Here is a 14,287-nt window from a genome sequence, read left to right on the forward strand (position 1 = left end):
TCTAGGTCGGACGGCGCCGCGCGAGCATTGCGACGCGAGTCACCATCGCTGGGCAAACGCCAGGTGAACGGTCGCGACGCGGTTACAGATGGGTACCCATCCGCGCAGCAGGGGTCTCAACAACCCCATTGATAACTATGGTCACAAAAGCCCCTCGCTGGCGTCCGAGCGCCGCCCGCCATCCGAAAGGTGTGACCGTGTCGCCGCGTCCTCGACTTGCATCGGTGGCTTTGACGGCCGCCGTCGTTCTCGGTGGAGCGGTAGGCATCGCACCGCCCCGCGCAGCAGCGGAACCGTGCACCGGTCCCAATGCCGGCATGCTGCCGCCGAACGGGGTGCCGTCGAGTGGCGTCATGCGGCCGACGAACGGCGGCCACCGACCGAGCAATGCGAACGACAAGGCACCGCTGCCGACACTCGGCAAACTGTCGCGATCACTGCTCAGCGTCTTCACCCAGGGCACCGTGCAGCAACAGGCCGGTGTGCTACCCGGCACACCTCGCGTGCCACAGCCACCGGTCCAACAACGCGTGGCGCAGCCTGCTCCCGCTGCGGCGCAACCCCAGCCCGGAGCACAACCGGCGCCACCCATCGATGCGGGCACCACGTCGTTGGTCGGCTGGGTGACCGGCGACCAGAGCGCGGGCGGCGACACCCTGCAGCGGTTCGGCATCTCCGGCACCGACCTCGGCATCATGTGGGACAACGGCGACCCGGTGAACAACCAGGTCCTGATGATGTTCGGGGACACGTACGGCTATTGCGCCACCCCCAACCAGCAGTGGCGCTACAACACCATGTTGCGCACCAGCGACCGCACGCTGTCGCACGGCGTCCACGTCCCGCCCGGCTCGGTGACCAACCCCTATTCGGGCTCCCCCGAGTGGCAGCCGAACCTCGCCAAGCAAACCATCCCCACCATTCGCTGGGCGCCCGTCGAGAAGGGCATCATCCCGACTTCCGGTGTCTCCGTGGGCAAGACGCAATACGCCAGCTTCATGTCGATCAAGAACTGGGATAGCACCGGTCAGTGGACGACGAACTACTCGGCGATCGCCGTCTCCAACGACAACGGCCAGAACTGGGGTGTGTACCCGAGCAGTGTCCGGCCGATGTCGCCGGACAGCGTGTCCCAGGTCGCCTACCTACCCGGCAACGAGAACTTCCAGCAGGGCGCGTTCCTCAAGGGCAATGACGGGTACATCTACTCGTACGGAACCCCTTCCGGCCGAGCCGGATCCGCGTACATATCACGGGTGCCGCAGAATCTGTTGCCGGACATGAGCAAGTACGAGTACTGGAACAACGAGAGCCAGTCGTGGGTGCCCAACAACCCCGGTGCGGCGTCACCGATCATCCCCGGCCCGGTCGGCGAGATGTCGGTGCAGTACAACACCTACCTCAAGCAGTACCTGGTGATGTATTGCAACAACCTGTCCGACGTGGTGATCCGCACCGCGCCGACACCGCAAGGACCTTGGGGCCCAGAACAATTGGTGGTGTCTTCTCAGCAGTTCCCGGGTGGCGTCTACGCGCCTTACCTGCACCCGTGGTCCAACGGCCGCGATCTGTACTTCACGCTGTCGCTGTGGTCGGCGTACAACGTGATGCTGCTGCACACCGTACTGCCCTGAGCCAGTTCGGCTTTGACGTTCAATCGAGGGTGGCTGGGAAACCGACAGGCAGCGGCGCGCCGAATCCCGGTGGCGACAACCGCACCAACAGTCACGGCGCGATCCTGGCACTGCCATGATCGCTGTGCTACCAAATCGCAACGCCGGCCTGAGGATGACTAGGAGCTCGGTGGCGGGGTGGCCGCCGGCCCCAGCAGATCAGCGCGGCTGTTCGACGAGGTGCGCCGCCACCGCCCGTACAGCGGCAGCTCACGCAACGACTCTCCACCGACGCCCCACCGTCGAGCGACGAAGCGCATGACGGTCCGCACGTAGCGGTTCGTCTCCGAGTACCAACGCCATTCGTACAGCCGACCGGCCTGCAGCCAGTGCGCGAGCGCCTCGGACTCGACGCCCTGCAGATACGGCCGGACCCAGGTGACCAGCACCCAAGCCTGCCCCGCCGCGCCGCCAGGAAGCCGAAAGGTCCATTCGATCGGATCGTCACCGGCAATCATGGTGGGGCGCAACGGGGGTGGTGGCGGCTCAGCGCCCTGGCCGCCAGACAACTGCACCGACACGTTGTGGAACACGGCCGGCCCACCGACCTCGAACCGCACGGTGTAGCCATCAGCCGCGTCGCGGTCGACGGAGAACGCCGCCAACCCGCCGACGGCGACATAGCGCGCGAACACCAATCCGCTGACGACCATGACAACTCGGCGTACCGCAAGCAGCACGGTGAACGTCGCGACCGTCACCGCGACGACACCCCACACCAGATCCACCCGCACAGCGTGGCAGAGCGTCAGCGGCCCGTCATGGCAATGGCGGACGTGCCGCTCAACCGGCCGGCGTGGCCTTCGCCAGTTCGTGCAGAAGGGATAACGACAGGAAGGTCATCGGCCCTACGTTCTCGAACTTGCTGCCGACGTTGCCGGCGATGCCGCCCTGGATGGCGAGTTCGCTGATGAGGTCGAGTTTGAGCTGCGGGCTGCCTTCGCTGAAATCGAGGTCGGCCAGATCCACCCAGACGATGTTGGGCCGCGTCGTGGATTCATAGACGTACCGTTTGTTGGTCAGGTCCAGGACTACCTGCCAGATGGTCTGCGAGGCATCCGGCTTGCCGGGATCCGGGATCCGGAAGGGCTGCGCCGCGTTGCGGATCACCGAGAACATGCTCGCGATCGCATCCACCTGGCTGGACGGCGTGGGCAGCCGACCGGCGTAATAGGTGGCTCGCGCGAACCTGTCGGAGGCCAACGTGGAACCCGGCAAGGGCTCGGTGCCACCGAGGCCGTCGAAGTTCTTCACCAGCTCGAGCTGCTGTTCGAAGGTGGGCGAGTTCGTCATCACCCGAAAGTCCTTGCTGTGGTAGACCTTCGGCTCACCATCGAGGTACTCGATGATCGCCGAGTCACCGGTGGCGTCATCGAGCGCCAGATGGATGGTGGGCGGGTCACCACCGGTGGGGTCAGCCATCTGGACCACCTGCACGTTGGTCTCGCCGATCCACGCGACCGCCTCGGCCACTGTCGCGAAGTTGTCGAGGAAATACTGCAGCCAGATCGCCTGACTCAGCTGGGTCCGGGTGTCATCCGGTGTCCCGTAGGTGGATTCGGCCAGCCACAGCACGTGCCCGGCCAGGCCGGCCTCGTTGATGCCGTCGACCGAGATGATGTCGAAGGCGGTGGCGATCACGCTGCCGAACTTGGAGGTCCAGGTCAGCTTGCCGGCGACCCCGTCATCGCGGGTCACGCCGCGGGGCTGCTTCCACAAGTTCGTCATGAGGTCTCTGTGAAAGTCCATGTTGCGGCCGACCAGAACCGCATCGCCTGCGTCGGGCCAGATCACTCGGGTGCACACTGGAGGAAGCCTAACCTTCCTCGTGGCAGGTGCAGCGCATGACAGCACGACTCGGCGCGGTGAAACATGCGCTCACGCAGGCCCTCTGGTGATCTACGTCAACACGTCAACGAACACCTGGCTGACACACCGGGCTGCCGAAGGCGCCGAAGCGCACAGCACTAGGCCCAGCGGTTCGCAAGCAACTTGAAACTCGGAAGATCGTCCAACGACACCAGTGCCTCATAGATCCGCCGGTACTCGGTGCTGGCAATCCGCCACGAACCGTCCTCATCCTTGCTATACGTGTCCGAGTAATAGCCCGAGCCGCGGATCATCGCGTGCCCCGGCACGATCACGGTGTCCTCGAAGACCCACGAACCGTGCGCGGTGGTGTCGGAGTCCATCTCGATCTCGGGGTGGCTGGCGATGTGCGTCGTGATGATTCCGTTGTCGAGATTCGTCCGCATGAAGTCAACGACGTCGGATCGCCCCGTGTAGTGCACCGGTTCTCCCATGGCATGCGTGCCATAGCGGGTCACGACATCTGAAGCGAGACAATCACCGAAGGCATCCCACTCCTTGAGGTCCAAGGTCCGAAAGTACCGGTATTTGAGTTGACGAATGTCTTCGATTGCCGCCGAGTTGCCCATGACGCGACACTAGAACACGTTTCAGTTCTTGTAAACGCATGCCAGCAACATGACGATACCGGCACTACGGCACGTCTCTGCCGAGCCTGGACCCCGTCCGCAGAGAAACTCCAGCTGCCGGCGCCCCTGGCGGCGACCCGGATCTGACGTCACGTAAAAACCATTGCCCCACAATTCATTTCATCCTCGACGAGGCAAGTTCCCCCCTTATGATCGATGTCATGGCACAAAAATTCGCGTCAGCTGACAAAGTCGATCTACCGGGGTTGGTCGACTTCGTCCGAGACAGACACCACATGATCTTGACGACGTTTCGCGCGAACGGTTCGCTGCAAAGCTCGCCTGTCACCGGCGGTTTGGATGCTTCTGGCCGCGTGGTCATCGCAAGCTATCCGCAACGAGCCAAGTGTGTGAACATTCGCCGCCGGCCCACCGCCAGCGTGCTCGTACTCTCGGACGAATTCAACGGCGCCTACGTGCAGATCGATGGAGGCGCTGAAGTCATCGATCTTCCCGATGCCATCGAATTGCTCGTCGATTATTACCGCACGATCGCTGGCGAGCATCCGAATTGGCCCGAGTACCGGCAGGCCATGGTCGACCAGGGAAAGTGCTTGATCCGGATCACGCCAAGCCGCTGGGGACCGCTGGCGACGGGCGGTTTCCCGCCGGCACGCTGACCGTGGTTCGCGGGCTCGTTCTACATATCGGGCGACATCTGGCCAGCTCACGTCGCGCCCGACTGGAGTAAGCACCCGTCAGTTACGGGTGTGCCGCTAGCCCATGGCCTAAGATTCTGGGGTGCCCGACATGGACCGCCGCAGCGTCGCGAAGTTGATTGGCCTGGGCGTGGCAGCGGCCGCGCTGCCCTCCCCGAAGGCCTACGCCGAGCCGATTCCGGTTCGGCCTGGCCCTGGAACCGGCCCGGCCGCGCCCGCAGCGCCCGCCGGCCAGTCAGCCGGTCCGGCGATGCTGTTCCAAGACGAATTCAACGGCCCCGCCGGCGCGCCGCCGGACCCGGCTTGGTGGTCCATCGTGCCCGCGCGTGAGGTCATCAGGAATCCCGTCGAATGGGACCAGCCGTACAACATGGGCCGTTACGTGACCGACCAGGAGCACGTATTCCAGGACGGAAAGGGCAACCTCGTCATCCGGGCCACCCGCGGCCCCGGCAATAACATCCAGGAGCGTTACGCCAGCGCCAAGATCATCGGTAACTGGCGCGGCGGAATCGGCACCACCTGGGAGGCTCGCGTCAAGCTGAACTGCCTGACCGACGGCGCCTGGCCGGCCTTCTGGTTGCTCAATGACGATCCCGTCCGCGGCGGTGAGGTCGACTTGGTGGAGTGGTACGGCAACCGGGACTGGCCATCGGGCACCACCGTGCATGCCCGGTTGGACGGCACGTCGTTTGCCACCGACCCGCACCCGATCGACGGCGGCTGGCACACCTGGCGGGTGACCTGGCAGCCAACCGGTATGTACTTCTGGAAGGACTACACGCCGGGCATGGAGCCGTTTTTCACGGTGCCGGCCAACTCACTGGACGACTGGCCATACAACGATCCCGGTTACACCCTGTTCCCGGTGTTCAACCTCGCTGTCGGTGGCTCCGGCGGGCGTGAGCCCGGTGGGGGCACATACCCCGCCGAGATGCTGATCGACTGGATCCGCGTCTTCTGATCACGGCCGCGGTGCTGGCGGCTGCGCGTCATTACGGGGCCCTCGACGAGGTCGCGTGGGCCTGTCGGCAACCTTCGCGACGCGGAAACCGGTTCCACCCCAACGGATTTACCCACCTTGGAGGCGGCTGTGCGCTCGCTGAGCCACACAGATATCCTTCAAGGCGAAATCGTCATCAGCAGGGGGTTGCCATGCGCTGGCCATCGCTTCTCGTCATGCCAGTTCTTGCGGTAGGAATCGCTGCGCCGGCACACGCCGACGACGACGGTTTCCTCGAAAGAGTCCGCCTCGACTACTTCTCTCGGTCGTTCACCGATGCCCAGCTATTGGCCGAGGGGTACAAAGTGTGCAGCATGAGCGGCCGGGCGAGCGATGACCAGCTCTACAACATGGTGGCTTCGGATCTCGGAATCTCCGAGAACGGGGCGATGAATGTCGTTGTCAAAGCACAAGTCTGGCTAGGCTGCTAACGTCGCCGCGCGGAAAGAAAACAGGCCAGGCCCCGTAGGGCCTGGCCTGTCGTTATTCCGGTGGAGCTGCCGGGAATTGAACCCGGGTCCTACGGCATTCCCTCAAGACTTCTCCGTGCGCAGTTCGCTATGCCTCTACTTGGATCTCCCGGTCACGCGAACAAGCCGAGATGACGATCCCAGTCGCTGTTTGATGTCCCCACGGGCCCCGCGACCGGCCCCGTGGGTGGGTCCCTCTAGTCGATGCCAGGGTCCGGGCCGAGGGCATTCCCGGTCTGACAGACACGCGGTCGCTACTTAGGCAGCGAGGGCGTAGTCGCGCTGATGAGAATCGGCGCTTAATTGGTTACAACGACGCTTACGGTGGTCTCTTGCCTGCACCGGCACGCTTCCCTTGATTCGATGCGCGAAGTCGAAACCGTTCAGCCCCTCGCACCCCCGCCGACTTTCGGCAGGACACTCCATCATACCGGTTGCTCCGACAAGCTCCACCGAATATCCCACCGCGGCCAAATGACCAGGTCAGATGACGTAACCCAGGTTCTCGACGATGCGCCGCCCGACTTCGGCGTCACCCTCGAGCTCGATACCCACCGGCCGCACCGCGCCCAGCGGCCGTCCGCCGCACAGCCGCGTGAACTGCCAGCCGTCCATCCGGATCACCGTCGTCGGCTCGGCGTCCCCGAAGTCGGGCACGACCGCGGCGCGGCCGTCGACCGCGACCCGGATGGTGCGCGCCATGGGCCCGGTCAGCTCGATCGCGACCCGCGATCCATCAGGGGCTCCCCCGCGCTTGGCGACGACGAACCCCATCATGGTCTCGATCTCGTCGAGCGACAGCCGTGCTTCCGGCTTCTGCAACGCCGCGTCCGATGCCGGGCGGGCGACGGACTCACGGATGTCCTGTTCGTGCATCCACGAGTCGAACGTCCGGATCCGCATGAACCGACCGACACTGTCCTGGCCGGCCGGGGTCATCGTGGGGGTGTTCCACTCCTCGTCAGACATCGCGGTCAGCGTGGCCTTCCGGTCACCGGTCACGGCGCGGAACTTCTCCAACAACTCGGCGCTCGACAGCGGACCCATCGAGCGGGTCCAGCACTCGTTCATCACGCCGATGGGGTTGTGTACGTGGTCCAGCTCGGCGAAATCGATGTCGGCCTCCGGCACGGGCTCACCCTTGAGCATCAACTCGGTGCCGATGATGTGCGCGACGACATCCCGGACATGCCAGCCGGGCAGCTCGGTCTGCGTGGTCAGCAGTTCTGCCTCGGAGATGGTGGACAAGAGTTGGTCCAGGTCGTCCCACACCCCGAAGAGAGCGGGGAGAACATCGGACTTCTCCAGGACAGTGACGGGACGAGTTGAGCTGCTCACCGGCTGACCGTACGACGACCGCCCCGCCGCGGACAGCGAATTGCGCGATGCGTCTCAATCAATGGTCATGCGACGATGGCCGAATGGGCGACGACCGGGCCGAAGCGCAACGCCTGCGGGACATCACAGTGATCCGGAGGGTGCGGGACCGGATCGACCGGGAGTACGCCAAGCCGCTGAATGTCGAAGATCTGGCCCGTGGCGCGCACATGTCAGCCGGCCACCTCAGCCGCGAGTTCAAGCGCATCTACGGTGAGTCACCGTACTCGTACCTAATGACGCGACGCATCGAACGGGCCATGACGCTGCTGCGGCGCGGTGACCTCAGCGTGACGGATGTCTGCTTCGCCGTTGGCTTTTCCTCACTGGGCACGTTCAGCACGCGGTTCACCGAGCTGGTCGGGGTGGCGCCCAGTGTGTATCGCCGCGACCATTCGCAGGCGGCCAACGGCATTCCCGCTTGCCTGGCGAGGCAAGTCACCAGACCGATCAGGAATCAAGAAGCACCGCCACACTGACCGGCACTAGCGTTGCGGGCATGGACATCTCCATTCACTACGCATTCCTGCCCCACACCGACGCCGAGGCCGCGCTGAAGTTCTACCGCGACGACCTCGGCTTCGAGGTGCGCAAAGACGTTGGCTACCAAGACATGCGGTGGATCACCGTCGGCCCGCCCGGGCAGCCCGGCACATCGATCGTGCTGCACCCGCCCGCCGCGGACCCCGGCATCACCGACGACGAACGTCGCACCATCCTGGAACTGATCGCCAAGGGCTCCTACGGCGCCGCCCTCACGCTGGCCACCGATGATCTCGACGCGCTGTTCGCACGCTTGGAGGCCGCCGGCGCCGACGTCCTGCAAGAACCCACCGACCAGGATTACGGCGTGCGCGACTGCGCATTTCGCGATCCGACCGGCAACCTGATCCGGATCAACCAGCTGTAGTTCAACCGGCTACCCGGCGGCGATCATCGCGACCGAGCCAAGTGCCAACGCCATGCCGACGGCCTGCCAGGCCCGCACGCGTTCCTTGAGCACCACCATGGCCAGCGCGACGGTCGCCGCCGGATAGAGGGAAATCAACACGCTCGCCAACGACAGCATCGAGGCCTGCAGCGCCAGCAGCATCCCCACGTTCGCGATGACGTCGAGCGCCGCCGCGACCAGGGCGAGCTTCACCGGAAGTCCGCGCGGCAGAGCGAAATTGCGGGTCGCCAAGGCGGCGACCATCACCACGGCGGTGGCCGCGAACCGGGCGAACACCAACGGCCAGAGCTTCGCATCGTGCGGCACCTGATGGATCACGGCGAAGCTGAGCCCGAAGGTCAATCCTGAACCGATGGTCAGCCAGGCGACCTTGGCGGTGAACCGGTGCGGCGTCTCGTCCTCATCGGTGGCCTGCGCACTCACCAGCGCGACCGCGACCAACGCCAGCGCGATCCCGGCGATCGCCACCCCGCTGGGCCGCTCTCCCATCGCGACCCCGACGACGATCGGCCCCGCCGACACCAGGATCGCGGTCAGCGGTGAGACGACCGATATCGGTCCGGAGCCCAGTGCCGCGTAAAACCACCAGATGCCGAACGCCTGCAGCACGCCGCACAACACGCCCCAGGCCACCGCACTCGACGAAACCTGGCCGCCGACAACGCACGCCATCACCGTCAGCAGCACGCCGGCGACGGGGTAAGACACCAGCACAACCCGCAGCGCCGCCACGCGCCGCGCCGCGATACCACCGACGAAATCGCTGATGCCATAGCCCAGCGCCGACAACAGCGCGAGCAGGACCCCGGTCAGCTCCTGCCCTTGAGGCGTCGACCCGTCTCGCGGGTGATCTCACGCTGCGCGTCGCGCTTGGCGATGTCCTGGCGCTTGTCGTGCGCTTCTTTACCGCGGGCCAGCGCCAACTCGACCTTGACCCGGCCGTCGGAGAAGTACAGCTTCAGCGGCACCAGGGTGAAGTTGCCGTCCCGCAGCTTGCCGACCAGCATGTCGATCTGCCGCCGGTGCAGCAACAACTTTCGGTTGCGGCGCGGTGCGTGATTGGTCCAGGTGCCGTGGTGGTACTCGGCGATGTGGAGATTGCGCAACCACACCTCGCCGTCGTCGACGGTGGCGAACGCGTCTGCCAACGACGCCAGGCCCTCGCGCAGGCTCTTCACCTCGGTACCGACCAGAGCGATACCCGCCTCGTAGGTGTCGATGATCGAATAGTTGTGTCGCGCTTTGCGGTTGGTGGCGACGACGGCGTTGTTGCCCGACTTGTCCTTGTCGGCGTCTTTCTTCTTTGTCATCGCTATCGCCTTATGTACGCGCGCAGCGTGGCGTACGCGGTGATGCCGGACATGCCGAGCCCCAACAACAACATCCACGGCGCGCAGAAGACGAGGACGTCGGCGTAGTCGACCTTGGCGATCAACCCCGCTTGATAGAACTGGTTGAGCACATCCTCGAGGAACATCGCCCGCACGATGATCAACCCGATCACGGCAAGTACCACACCGATCAGTGCGGCGAGCAACGCTTCGACGAAGAATGGCAACTGCGTGTACCAACGCGAGGCGCCGACCAGCCTCATGATGCTGATCTCGGTGCTGCGGGTACGCGCGGCGATCAGCACGGTGTTGGCGATCAACAGGGTCGCGGCGATGGCTTGGACCAGCGCCACGGCGAAGGCCGTCGCGCTGATGCCATCGAGGATTCCGAACAGGCGGTCCACCAACTCTTTCTGGTCGGTCACCTGGCGCACGCCGGGGCGGCCGCGCAGCGCGTCTTCAAATCCCTTGTGCTGCTCCGGATTGTCGAGCTTGACGACGAACGAGGCCGGGAACGCCTTCTTGCTGGCGTAATCCTTGAACGCCGGAATTCGGCGGACCGCGTCGTCGTACGCCTGGTCCCGGTTCATGTACCGGACCGACTTGACGTCCTTGCGGTCGTCGATCAGCTTGCGCAGCGACTTGCACGGGTCGGCTTCGCAGTTGGGGTCGTTGGACGAGACGTCGTCGGTCAGGAAGACCTGGCTCTCCACGCGGTCCAGATAGATCTGCTTGGACTGGTCGGCCAGGCGCACGATCAACAAACCACCACCGAACAGACCGATGGAGATGGCGGTCGTCAAGATCATGGCGACCGTCATGGTGACGTTGCGACGAAATCCGGTCAGGACTTCATTGACAAGAAAGCCGAAGCGCACTTAGCGATCCATTCCGTAGACGCCGCTCTGCTCATCACGGATGAGGCGGCCGAGTTCGAGTTCGATGACGCGCTGACGCATCGAGTCGACGATGTGATGGTCGTGGGTGGCCATCACGACCGTCGTACCGGTGCGGTTGATCCGCTCCAGCAGGTCCATGATGTCGTTGCTCGTCTCGGGGTCCAAGTTTCCGGTGGGTTCGTCGGCCAGCAGCACCAGCGGCCGGTTGACGAAGGCGCGCGCGATCGCGACGCGCTGCTGCTCGCCACCGGACAGCTCACCGGGCAGCCGGTTGGCCTTGCCCGACAGGCCCACCATCTCCAGCACGTCGGGCACGATGCGGTTGATGGTGTCCGGACGCTTGCCGATCACCTCGAGCGCGAACGCCACGTTCTCGAACACCGTCTTCTGCTGCAGCAGCCGGAAATCCTGGAACACGCAGCCGAGCACCTGGCGCAGGCTCGGGATGTGCCGGCTCGGCAGCTTGTTGACGTGGAACTTCGAGACCCGGATGTCACCTGAGGTCGGCACCTCGGCACCGAGCAGCAGACGCATGAACGTCGACTTGCCGGAACCGGACGGACCGATGAGGAAGACGAACTCACCCTTGTCGATCTTGAGCGACACATTGTCCAGGGCTGGGCGTGCCGAAGACTTGTAGTTCTTGCTCACGTGGTCGAGGGTGATCATCACGGCACGCCAGTGTAGTCGGACGCTGAGGTGTGACGGGTGAGGCTGATGCCGCTAGCTCGCCGCCGGTGCCGCGCCGGGCGAAATGACGGTGGTCGTGACGGGGCCGTCGGGCGGCGCCGCAGCCGGGAGCGGGCCGGGCGCCGGAGCGGGTGCCGGAGCCGGCGGTGGAGGCGGGGCCATGCCGGGCAGCACCGGCAGCGTGAGCGGCGGCAGGATGCCCGGAGCGGGAGTGATGACGGTCGTGGTGGGCGGCACCGACGGGCTCGACGTGGTTGTACTGGTGGTGCTCGGCGTGCTGGTCGTCGTCTCGGTCGTCTCGGTCGTATCGGTGGTGGTCTCCGTCGGCGTCGGCCGGTACGTCGTCCTCGGGCGCGGGTTCACATCGGTACGCGGCACCCAGGTGTACTCGGGGTTGGGCACGAAGCCGGGCGGCACCACCGCGGGCGGCGGTGTCGGCGGTGGTGGTGGCGGCGCATAGGTCTGATGTAGCCAGTACGCCACGAAGAAGGCCACGACCAGGGCGGCCGTCGACGTCCGCACCCGCCCGAGGATGTACGCGGGCCAGGCGCGGTCAGCGTGTTTGACCGCGATGCGGGACAACGCATTCATCGTGGTCCGTCCCCCGGCCCCTGGGTCTTGTCTTCCGCGCCGCCGACCGTGGCGGGATGGACCATGACTTCCACCTCAGGTTTGTGTTCGGCAGGACTCTCGATGCCGACTCGGCCCAGCCCGGCGACGACCATGACGCGCAGCCGGCGGCCGACCTCGAACTGCTTGCCGGGCAGCGTCCGCGCCACCATCCGCAGGTTCACGGTGTCGAGTTCGATGCTCTCCACGCCCATCAGCTGGGGCTTGTCCAGGAGCAGCGCGCGCAACTGGAGGTCCTCCATCGCACGTTCGCACACCCGGTTCAGCACGTCGTTGACCTTGCCCAGGTCGGCGGTCGTCGGCACCGGGATGTCGACCACCGCGCGCGCCCAGTCCTTGGACAGGTTGACGGTCTTGGCGATCTGCCCGTTCGGGATCGTGTAGACCTCGCCGTCGCTGGAGCGCAGCTTGGTGACGCGCAGCGTGACGTCTTCGACGGTGCCTTCCGCCGGCACGGTGATACCGCTGACGGTCAATGCGACGAGGTCACCGAAGCCGTACTGCTTCTCGGTGATGATGAAGAACCCGGCCAGCAGATCCTGCACGATGCGCTGGGCGCCGAAGCCGAGCGCTGCGCCTAGTACCGCGGCAGGGGCAACCAGCGAGCCGATGGGTATCCCGAGGATTTCGGTGATGTCGACCAGCACGACCACCGACACCATCGCGATGGTCACCCACGAGATCACCGAGGCGACGGCCTGCCGGTGCTTGGTCGTCTCCGACCGGACCAGTGCGTCGCTCTCCTGAAAACGCTCATCGATGCGAGCGGTGATCCGGTGCGTCACCCAGGTGACGAATCGCGAGACCAGCATCGCCGCAATGACGAGCATCACGATCCGCAGCCCGCGGGTGATGATCCATTCGCCGATCGAGCCCCGCCAGAAGTCGTGCCACTGCTGGGCCCACCAACCGAATGACTCCGGTTGGCTCGCGGCGATCACAGAGAGATAGTTAGTCATCTTCTTTTCGGTTGCGCCAGCGGATTCCGGCCTCCAGGAAGCCGTCGATATCGCCGTCGAGCACCGCGGCCGGGTTGCCGACCTCGAACTCGGTGCGCAGGTCCTTCACCATCTGGTAGGGATGCAGCACATATGAGCGCATCTGGTTGCCCCAGGAGCTGCCGCCGTCGCCTTTGAGGGCGTCCATCTCGGCCCGCTCTTCCTGGCGTTTGCGTTCCAGCAGCTTGGCGCTGAGCACCCGCATCGCGGAAACCTTGTTCTGCAGCTGCGATTTTTCGTTCTGACAGGTCACGACGATGCCCGTCGGGATGTGCGTCAGCCGGACCGCCGAGTCGGTGGTGTTGACGGACTGACCACCCGGACCACTGGACCGGTAGACATCCACGCGCACATCGCCTTCGGGGATGTCGATGGAGTCTGCGGTCTCGACGACCGGCAGGACCTCGACGTCGGCGAACGACGTCTGACGGCGGCTCTGGTTGTCGAACGGGCTGATGCGCACGAGTCGGTGGGTGCCCTGCTCGACCGACAGCGTTCCGTACGCGAACGGCGTGTGCACCGCGAAGGTCGCGCTCTTGATGCCCGCCTCCTCTGCGTACGACGTGTCGAAGACCTCGACCGGATACCCGTGCTTTTCGGCCCAGCGGATGTACATGCGCATCAACATCTCGGCCCAGTCGGCTGCGTCCACGCCACCGGCGCCGGAGCGGATGGTCACGACAGCTTCCCGCTCGTCGTATTCCCCCGACAGCAGTGTTCGAACCTCGAGCGCCTCGATGTCCTCGCGGAGCTTGGCCAATTCGGCGTCGGCATCGGCGACGGCGTCGGTCTTGGCCGCGCCCTCTTCTTCCTCGGCCAGCTCATAGAGCACGGGCAGGTCCTCGACGCGTCCGCGCAGTTCCTCGACCCGGCGCAACTCGCCCTGTGCGTGCGACAGGCTGCTGGTCACCTTCTGGGCGTTGGCCTGGTCGTCCCACAACTTGGGGTCAGATGCCTCATCTTCGAGTTTGGCGATGCGCGCCCGCAGACCTTCGACGTCGAGCACCCGCTCCACAGTGGTCAGTGTGCTGTCGAGGGCGGCAATGTCGGCTTGACGGTCGAGGTCCACAAAGGATGAGGGTACCGACCAGTGAGACGGACTTTCAC

General features: G+C 65.1%; 17 protein-coding genes and 1 other RNA gene. 6 read left to right on the top strand and 12 right to left on the bottom strand.

Annotated elements, in window-relative coordinates; translation table 11 throughout:
• The first annotated feature begins 197 nt into the window (after positions 1–197).
• The gene (locus G6N59_RS07245) at positions 198–1,634 is read left to right on the top strand and encodes a glycoside hydrolase family 183 protein (RefSeq protein WP_170212417.1); all 1,437 of its coding nucleotides are present in this window, start codon (positions 198–200) and stop codon (positions 1,632–1,634) included.
• Between the two features lie 158 nt (positions 1,635–1,792).
• Here G6N59_RS07245 and G6N59_RS07250 read toward each other — a convergent pair whose 3' ends face one another.
• The 3 genes from G6N59_RS07250 to G6N59_RS07260 all read right to left on the bottom strand — a co-directional run bounded on the left by G6N59_RS07250 (position 1,793) and on the right by G6N59_RS07260 (position 4,111).
• Positions 1,793–2,401, bottom strand: coding sequence for a hypothetical protein (locus G6N59_RS07250; protein ID WP_138231502.1), 609 nt, complete (start codon positions 2,399–2,401; stop codon positions 1,793–1,795).
• A gap of 55 nt (positions 2,402–2,456) precedes the next feature.
• Positions 2,457–3,479: a bile salt hydrolase gene (locus tag G6N59_RS07255; protein ID WP_138231503.1), complete on the bottom strand. Its 1,023-nt coding sequence runs from the start codon at positions 3,477–3,479 to the stop codon at positions 2,457–2,459.
• A gap of 161 nt (positions 3,480–3,640) precedes the next feature.
• On the bottom strand, positions 3,641–4,111 hold the full coding sequence (locus G6N59_RS07260; RefSeq protein ID WP_138231504.1) for a nuclear transport factor 2 family protein: 471 nt from the start codon (positions 4,109–4,111) through the stop codon (positions 3,641–3,643).
• A 221-nt stretch (positions 4,112–4,332) separates the two neighbouring features.
• On the opposite strand from G6N59_RS07260, the gene G6N59_RS07265 reads away from it, so the two are divergent.
• From G6N59_RS07265 to G6N59_RS07275, 3 genes are all read left to right on the top strand, one after another.
• A complete protein-coding gene (locus G6N59_RS07265) occupies positions 4,333–4,791 on the top strand; it encodes a PPOX class F420-dependent oxidoreductase (protein ID WP_138231505.1) in 459 nt (152 codons plus the stop codon).
• 130 nt (positions 4,792–4,921) lie between these two features.
• Positions 4,922–5,794, top strand: a complete 873-nt coding sequence (locus G6N59_RS07270; RefSeq protein ID WP_138231643.1) for a glycoside hydrolase family 16 protein — start codon at positions 4,922–4,924, stop codon at positions 5,792–5,794.
• Positions 5,795–5,985: 191 nt separating this feature from the next.
• A complete protein-coding gene (locus G6N59_RS07275) occupies positions 5,986–6,264 on the top strand; it encodes a DUF732 domain-containing protein (protein ID WP_138231506.1) in 279 nt (92 codons plus the stop codon).
• Between the two features lie 58 nt (positions 6,265–6,322).
• Here the strand turns inward: G6N59_RS07275 and ssrA are convergent.
• Positions 6,323–6,694, bottom strand: a transfer-messenger RNA (tmRNA) gene (gene ssrA, locus G6N59_RS07280).
• A gap of 92 nt (positions 6,695–6,786) precedes the next feature.
• Complete coding sequence (locus G6N59_RS07285) at positions 6,787–7,641, bottom strand: maleylpyruvate isomerase family mycothiol-dependent enzyme (RefSeq protein WP_138231507.1); 855 nt, start codon at positions 7,639–7,641, stop codon at positions 6,787–6,789.
• Between the two features lie 83 nt (positions 7,642–7,724).
• On the opposite strand from G6N59_RS07285, the gene G6N59_RS07290 reads away from it, so the two are divergent.
• Both G6N59_RS07290 and G6N59_RS07295 read left to right on the top strand, forming a co-directional pair.
• A complete protein-coding gene (locus G6N59_RS07290) occupies positions 7,725–8,159 on the top strand; it encodes a helix-turn-helix transcriptional regulator (RefSeq protein ID WP_138231508.1) in 435 nt (144 codons plus the stop codon).
• A gap of 20 nt (positions 8,160–8,179) precedes the next feature.
• Positions 8,180–8,590, top strand: a complete 411-nt coding sequence (locus G6N59_RS07295) for a VOC family protein (protein ID WP_138231509.1) — start codon at positions 8,180–8,182, stop codon at positions 8,588–8,590.
• Positions 8,591–8,599: 9 nt separating this feature from the next.
• Here G6N59_RS07295 and G6N59_RS07300 read toward each other — a convergent pair whose 3' ends face one another.
• From G6N59_RS07300 to prfB, 7 genes are read right to left on the bottom strand one after another with little or no spacing between them, the layout of a single operon-like run.
• On the bottom strand, positions 8,600–9,445 hold the full coding sequence (locus G6N59_RS07300; RefSeq protein ID WP_179970334.1) for an EamA family transporter: 846 nt from the start codon (positions 9,443–9,445) through the stop codon (positions 8,600–8,602).
• On the bottom strand, positions 9,442–9,942 hold the full coding sequence (gene smpB / locus G6N59_RS07305; protein ID WP_138231511.1) for an SsrA-binding protein SmpB: 501 nt from the start codon (positions 9,940–9,942) through the stop codon (positions 9,442–9,444). Before smpB ends, G6N59_RS07300 begins: the two co-directional genes overlap by 4 nt.
• Positions 9,943–9,944: 2 nt before the next feature.
• The gene (gene ftsX / locus G6N59_RS07310; RefSeq protein WP_138231512.1) at positions 9,945–10,841 is read right to left on the bottom strand and encodes a permease-like cell division protein FtsX; all 897 of its coding nucleotides are present in this window, start codon (positions 10,839–10,841) and stop codon (positions 9,945–9,947) included.
• Positions 10,842–11,531 (bottom strand): cell division ATP-binding protein FtsE, encoded by a 690-nt coding sequence (ftsE, locus tag G6N59_RS07315; protein ID WP_020102687.1) that lies wholly within the window; start codon positions 11,529–11,531, stop codon positions 10,842–10,844. It abuts the gene before it with no gap.
• 54 nt (positions 11,532–11,585) lie between these two features.
• Positions 11,586–12,143 carry an Rv3103c family proline-rich protein gene (locus G6N59_RS07320; RefSeq protein WP_138231513.1) on the bottom strand — a complete coding sequence of 186 codons (558 nt, stop codon included), beginning with the start codon at positions 12,141–12,143 and terminating at the stop codon, positions 11,586–11,588.
• Positions 12,140–13,141, bottom strand: coding sequence for a mechanosensitive ion channel family protein (locus tag G6N59_RS07325; RefSeq protein WP_138231514.1), 1,002 nt, complete (start codon positions 13,139–13,141; stop codon positions 12,140–12,142). The genes G6N59_RS07320 and G6N59_RS07325 overlap by 4 nt, the downstream gene beginning before the upstream one ends.
• A complete protein-coding gene (prfB, locus tag G6N59_RS07330) occupies positions 13,134–14,249 on the bottom strand; it encodes a peptide chain release factor 2 (RefSeq protein WP_138231515.1) in 1,116 nt (371 codons plus the stop codon). The genes G6N59_RS07325 and prfB overlap by 8 nt, the downstream gene beginning before the upstream one ends.
• Positions 14,250–14,287 lie beyond the last annotated feature (38 nt).

This window comes from Mycolicibacterium aubagnense, from assembly GCF_010730955.1.
GTDB classification, from domain to species: Bacteria; Actinomycetota; Actinomycetes; order Mycobacteriales; family Mycobacteriaceae; genus Mycobacterium; species Mycobacterium aubagnense.

Coding starts and splice junctions, on each gene's coding strand:
- G6N59_RS07260 (WP_138231504.1), bottom strand. CDS start 4,111: ATGGGCAACTCGGCGGCAATCGAAGACATTCGTCAACTCAAATACCGG.
- G6N59_RS07265 (WP_138231505.1), top strand. CDS start 4,333: ATGGCACAAAAATTCGCGTCAGCTGACAAAGTCGATCTACCGGGGTTG.
- G6N59_RS07270 (WP_138231643.1), top strand. CDS start 4,922: ATGGACCGCCGCAGCGTCGCGAAGTTGATTGGCCTGGGCGTGGCAGCG.
- G6N59_RS07275 (WP_138231506.1), top strand. CDS start 5,986: ATGCGCTGGCCATCGCTTCTCGTCATGCCAGTTCTTGCGGTAGGAATC.
- G6N59_RS07290 (WP_138231508.1), top strand. CDS start 7,725: ATGGGCGACGACCGGGCCGAAGCGCAACGCCTGCGGGACATCACAGTG.
- G6N59_RS07295 (WP_138231509.1), top strand. CDS start 8,180: ATGGACATCTCCATTCACTACGCATTCCTGCCCCACACCGACGCCGAG.
- smpB (WP_138231511.1), bottom strand. CDS start 9,942: ATGACAAAGAAGAAAGACGCCGACAAGGACAAGTCGGGCAACAACGCC.
- ftsE (WP_020102687.1), bottom strand. CDS start 11,531: ATGATCACCCTCGACCACGTGAGCAAGAACTACAAGTCTTCGGCACGC.
- G6N59_RS07320 (WP_138231513.1), bottom strand. CDS start 12,143: ATGAATGCGTTGTCCCGCATCGCGGTCAAACACGCTGACCGCGCCTGG.
- G6N59_RS07325 (WP_138231514.1), bottom strand. CDS start 13,141: ATGACTAACTATCTCTCTGTGATCGCCGCGAGCCAACCGGAGTCATTC.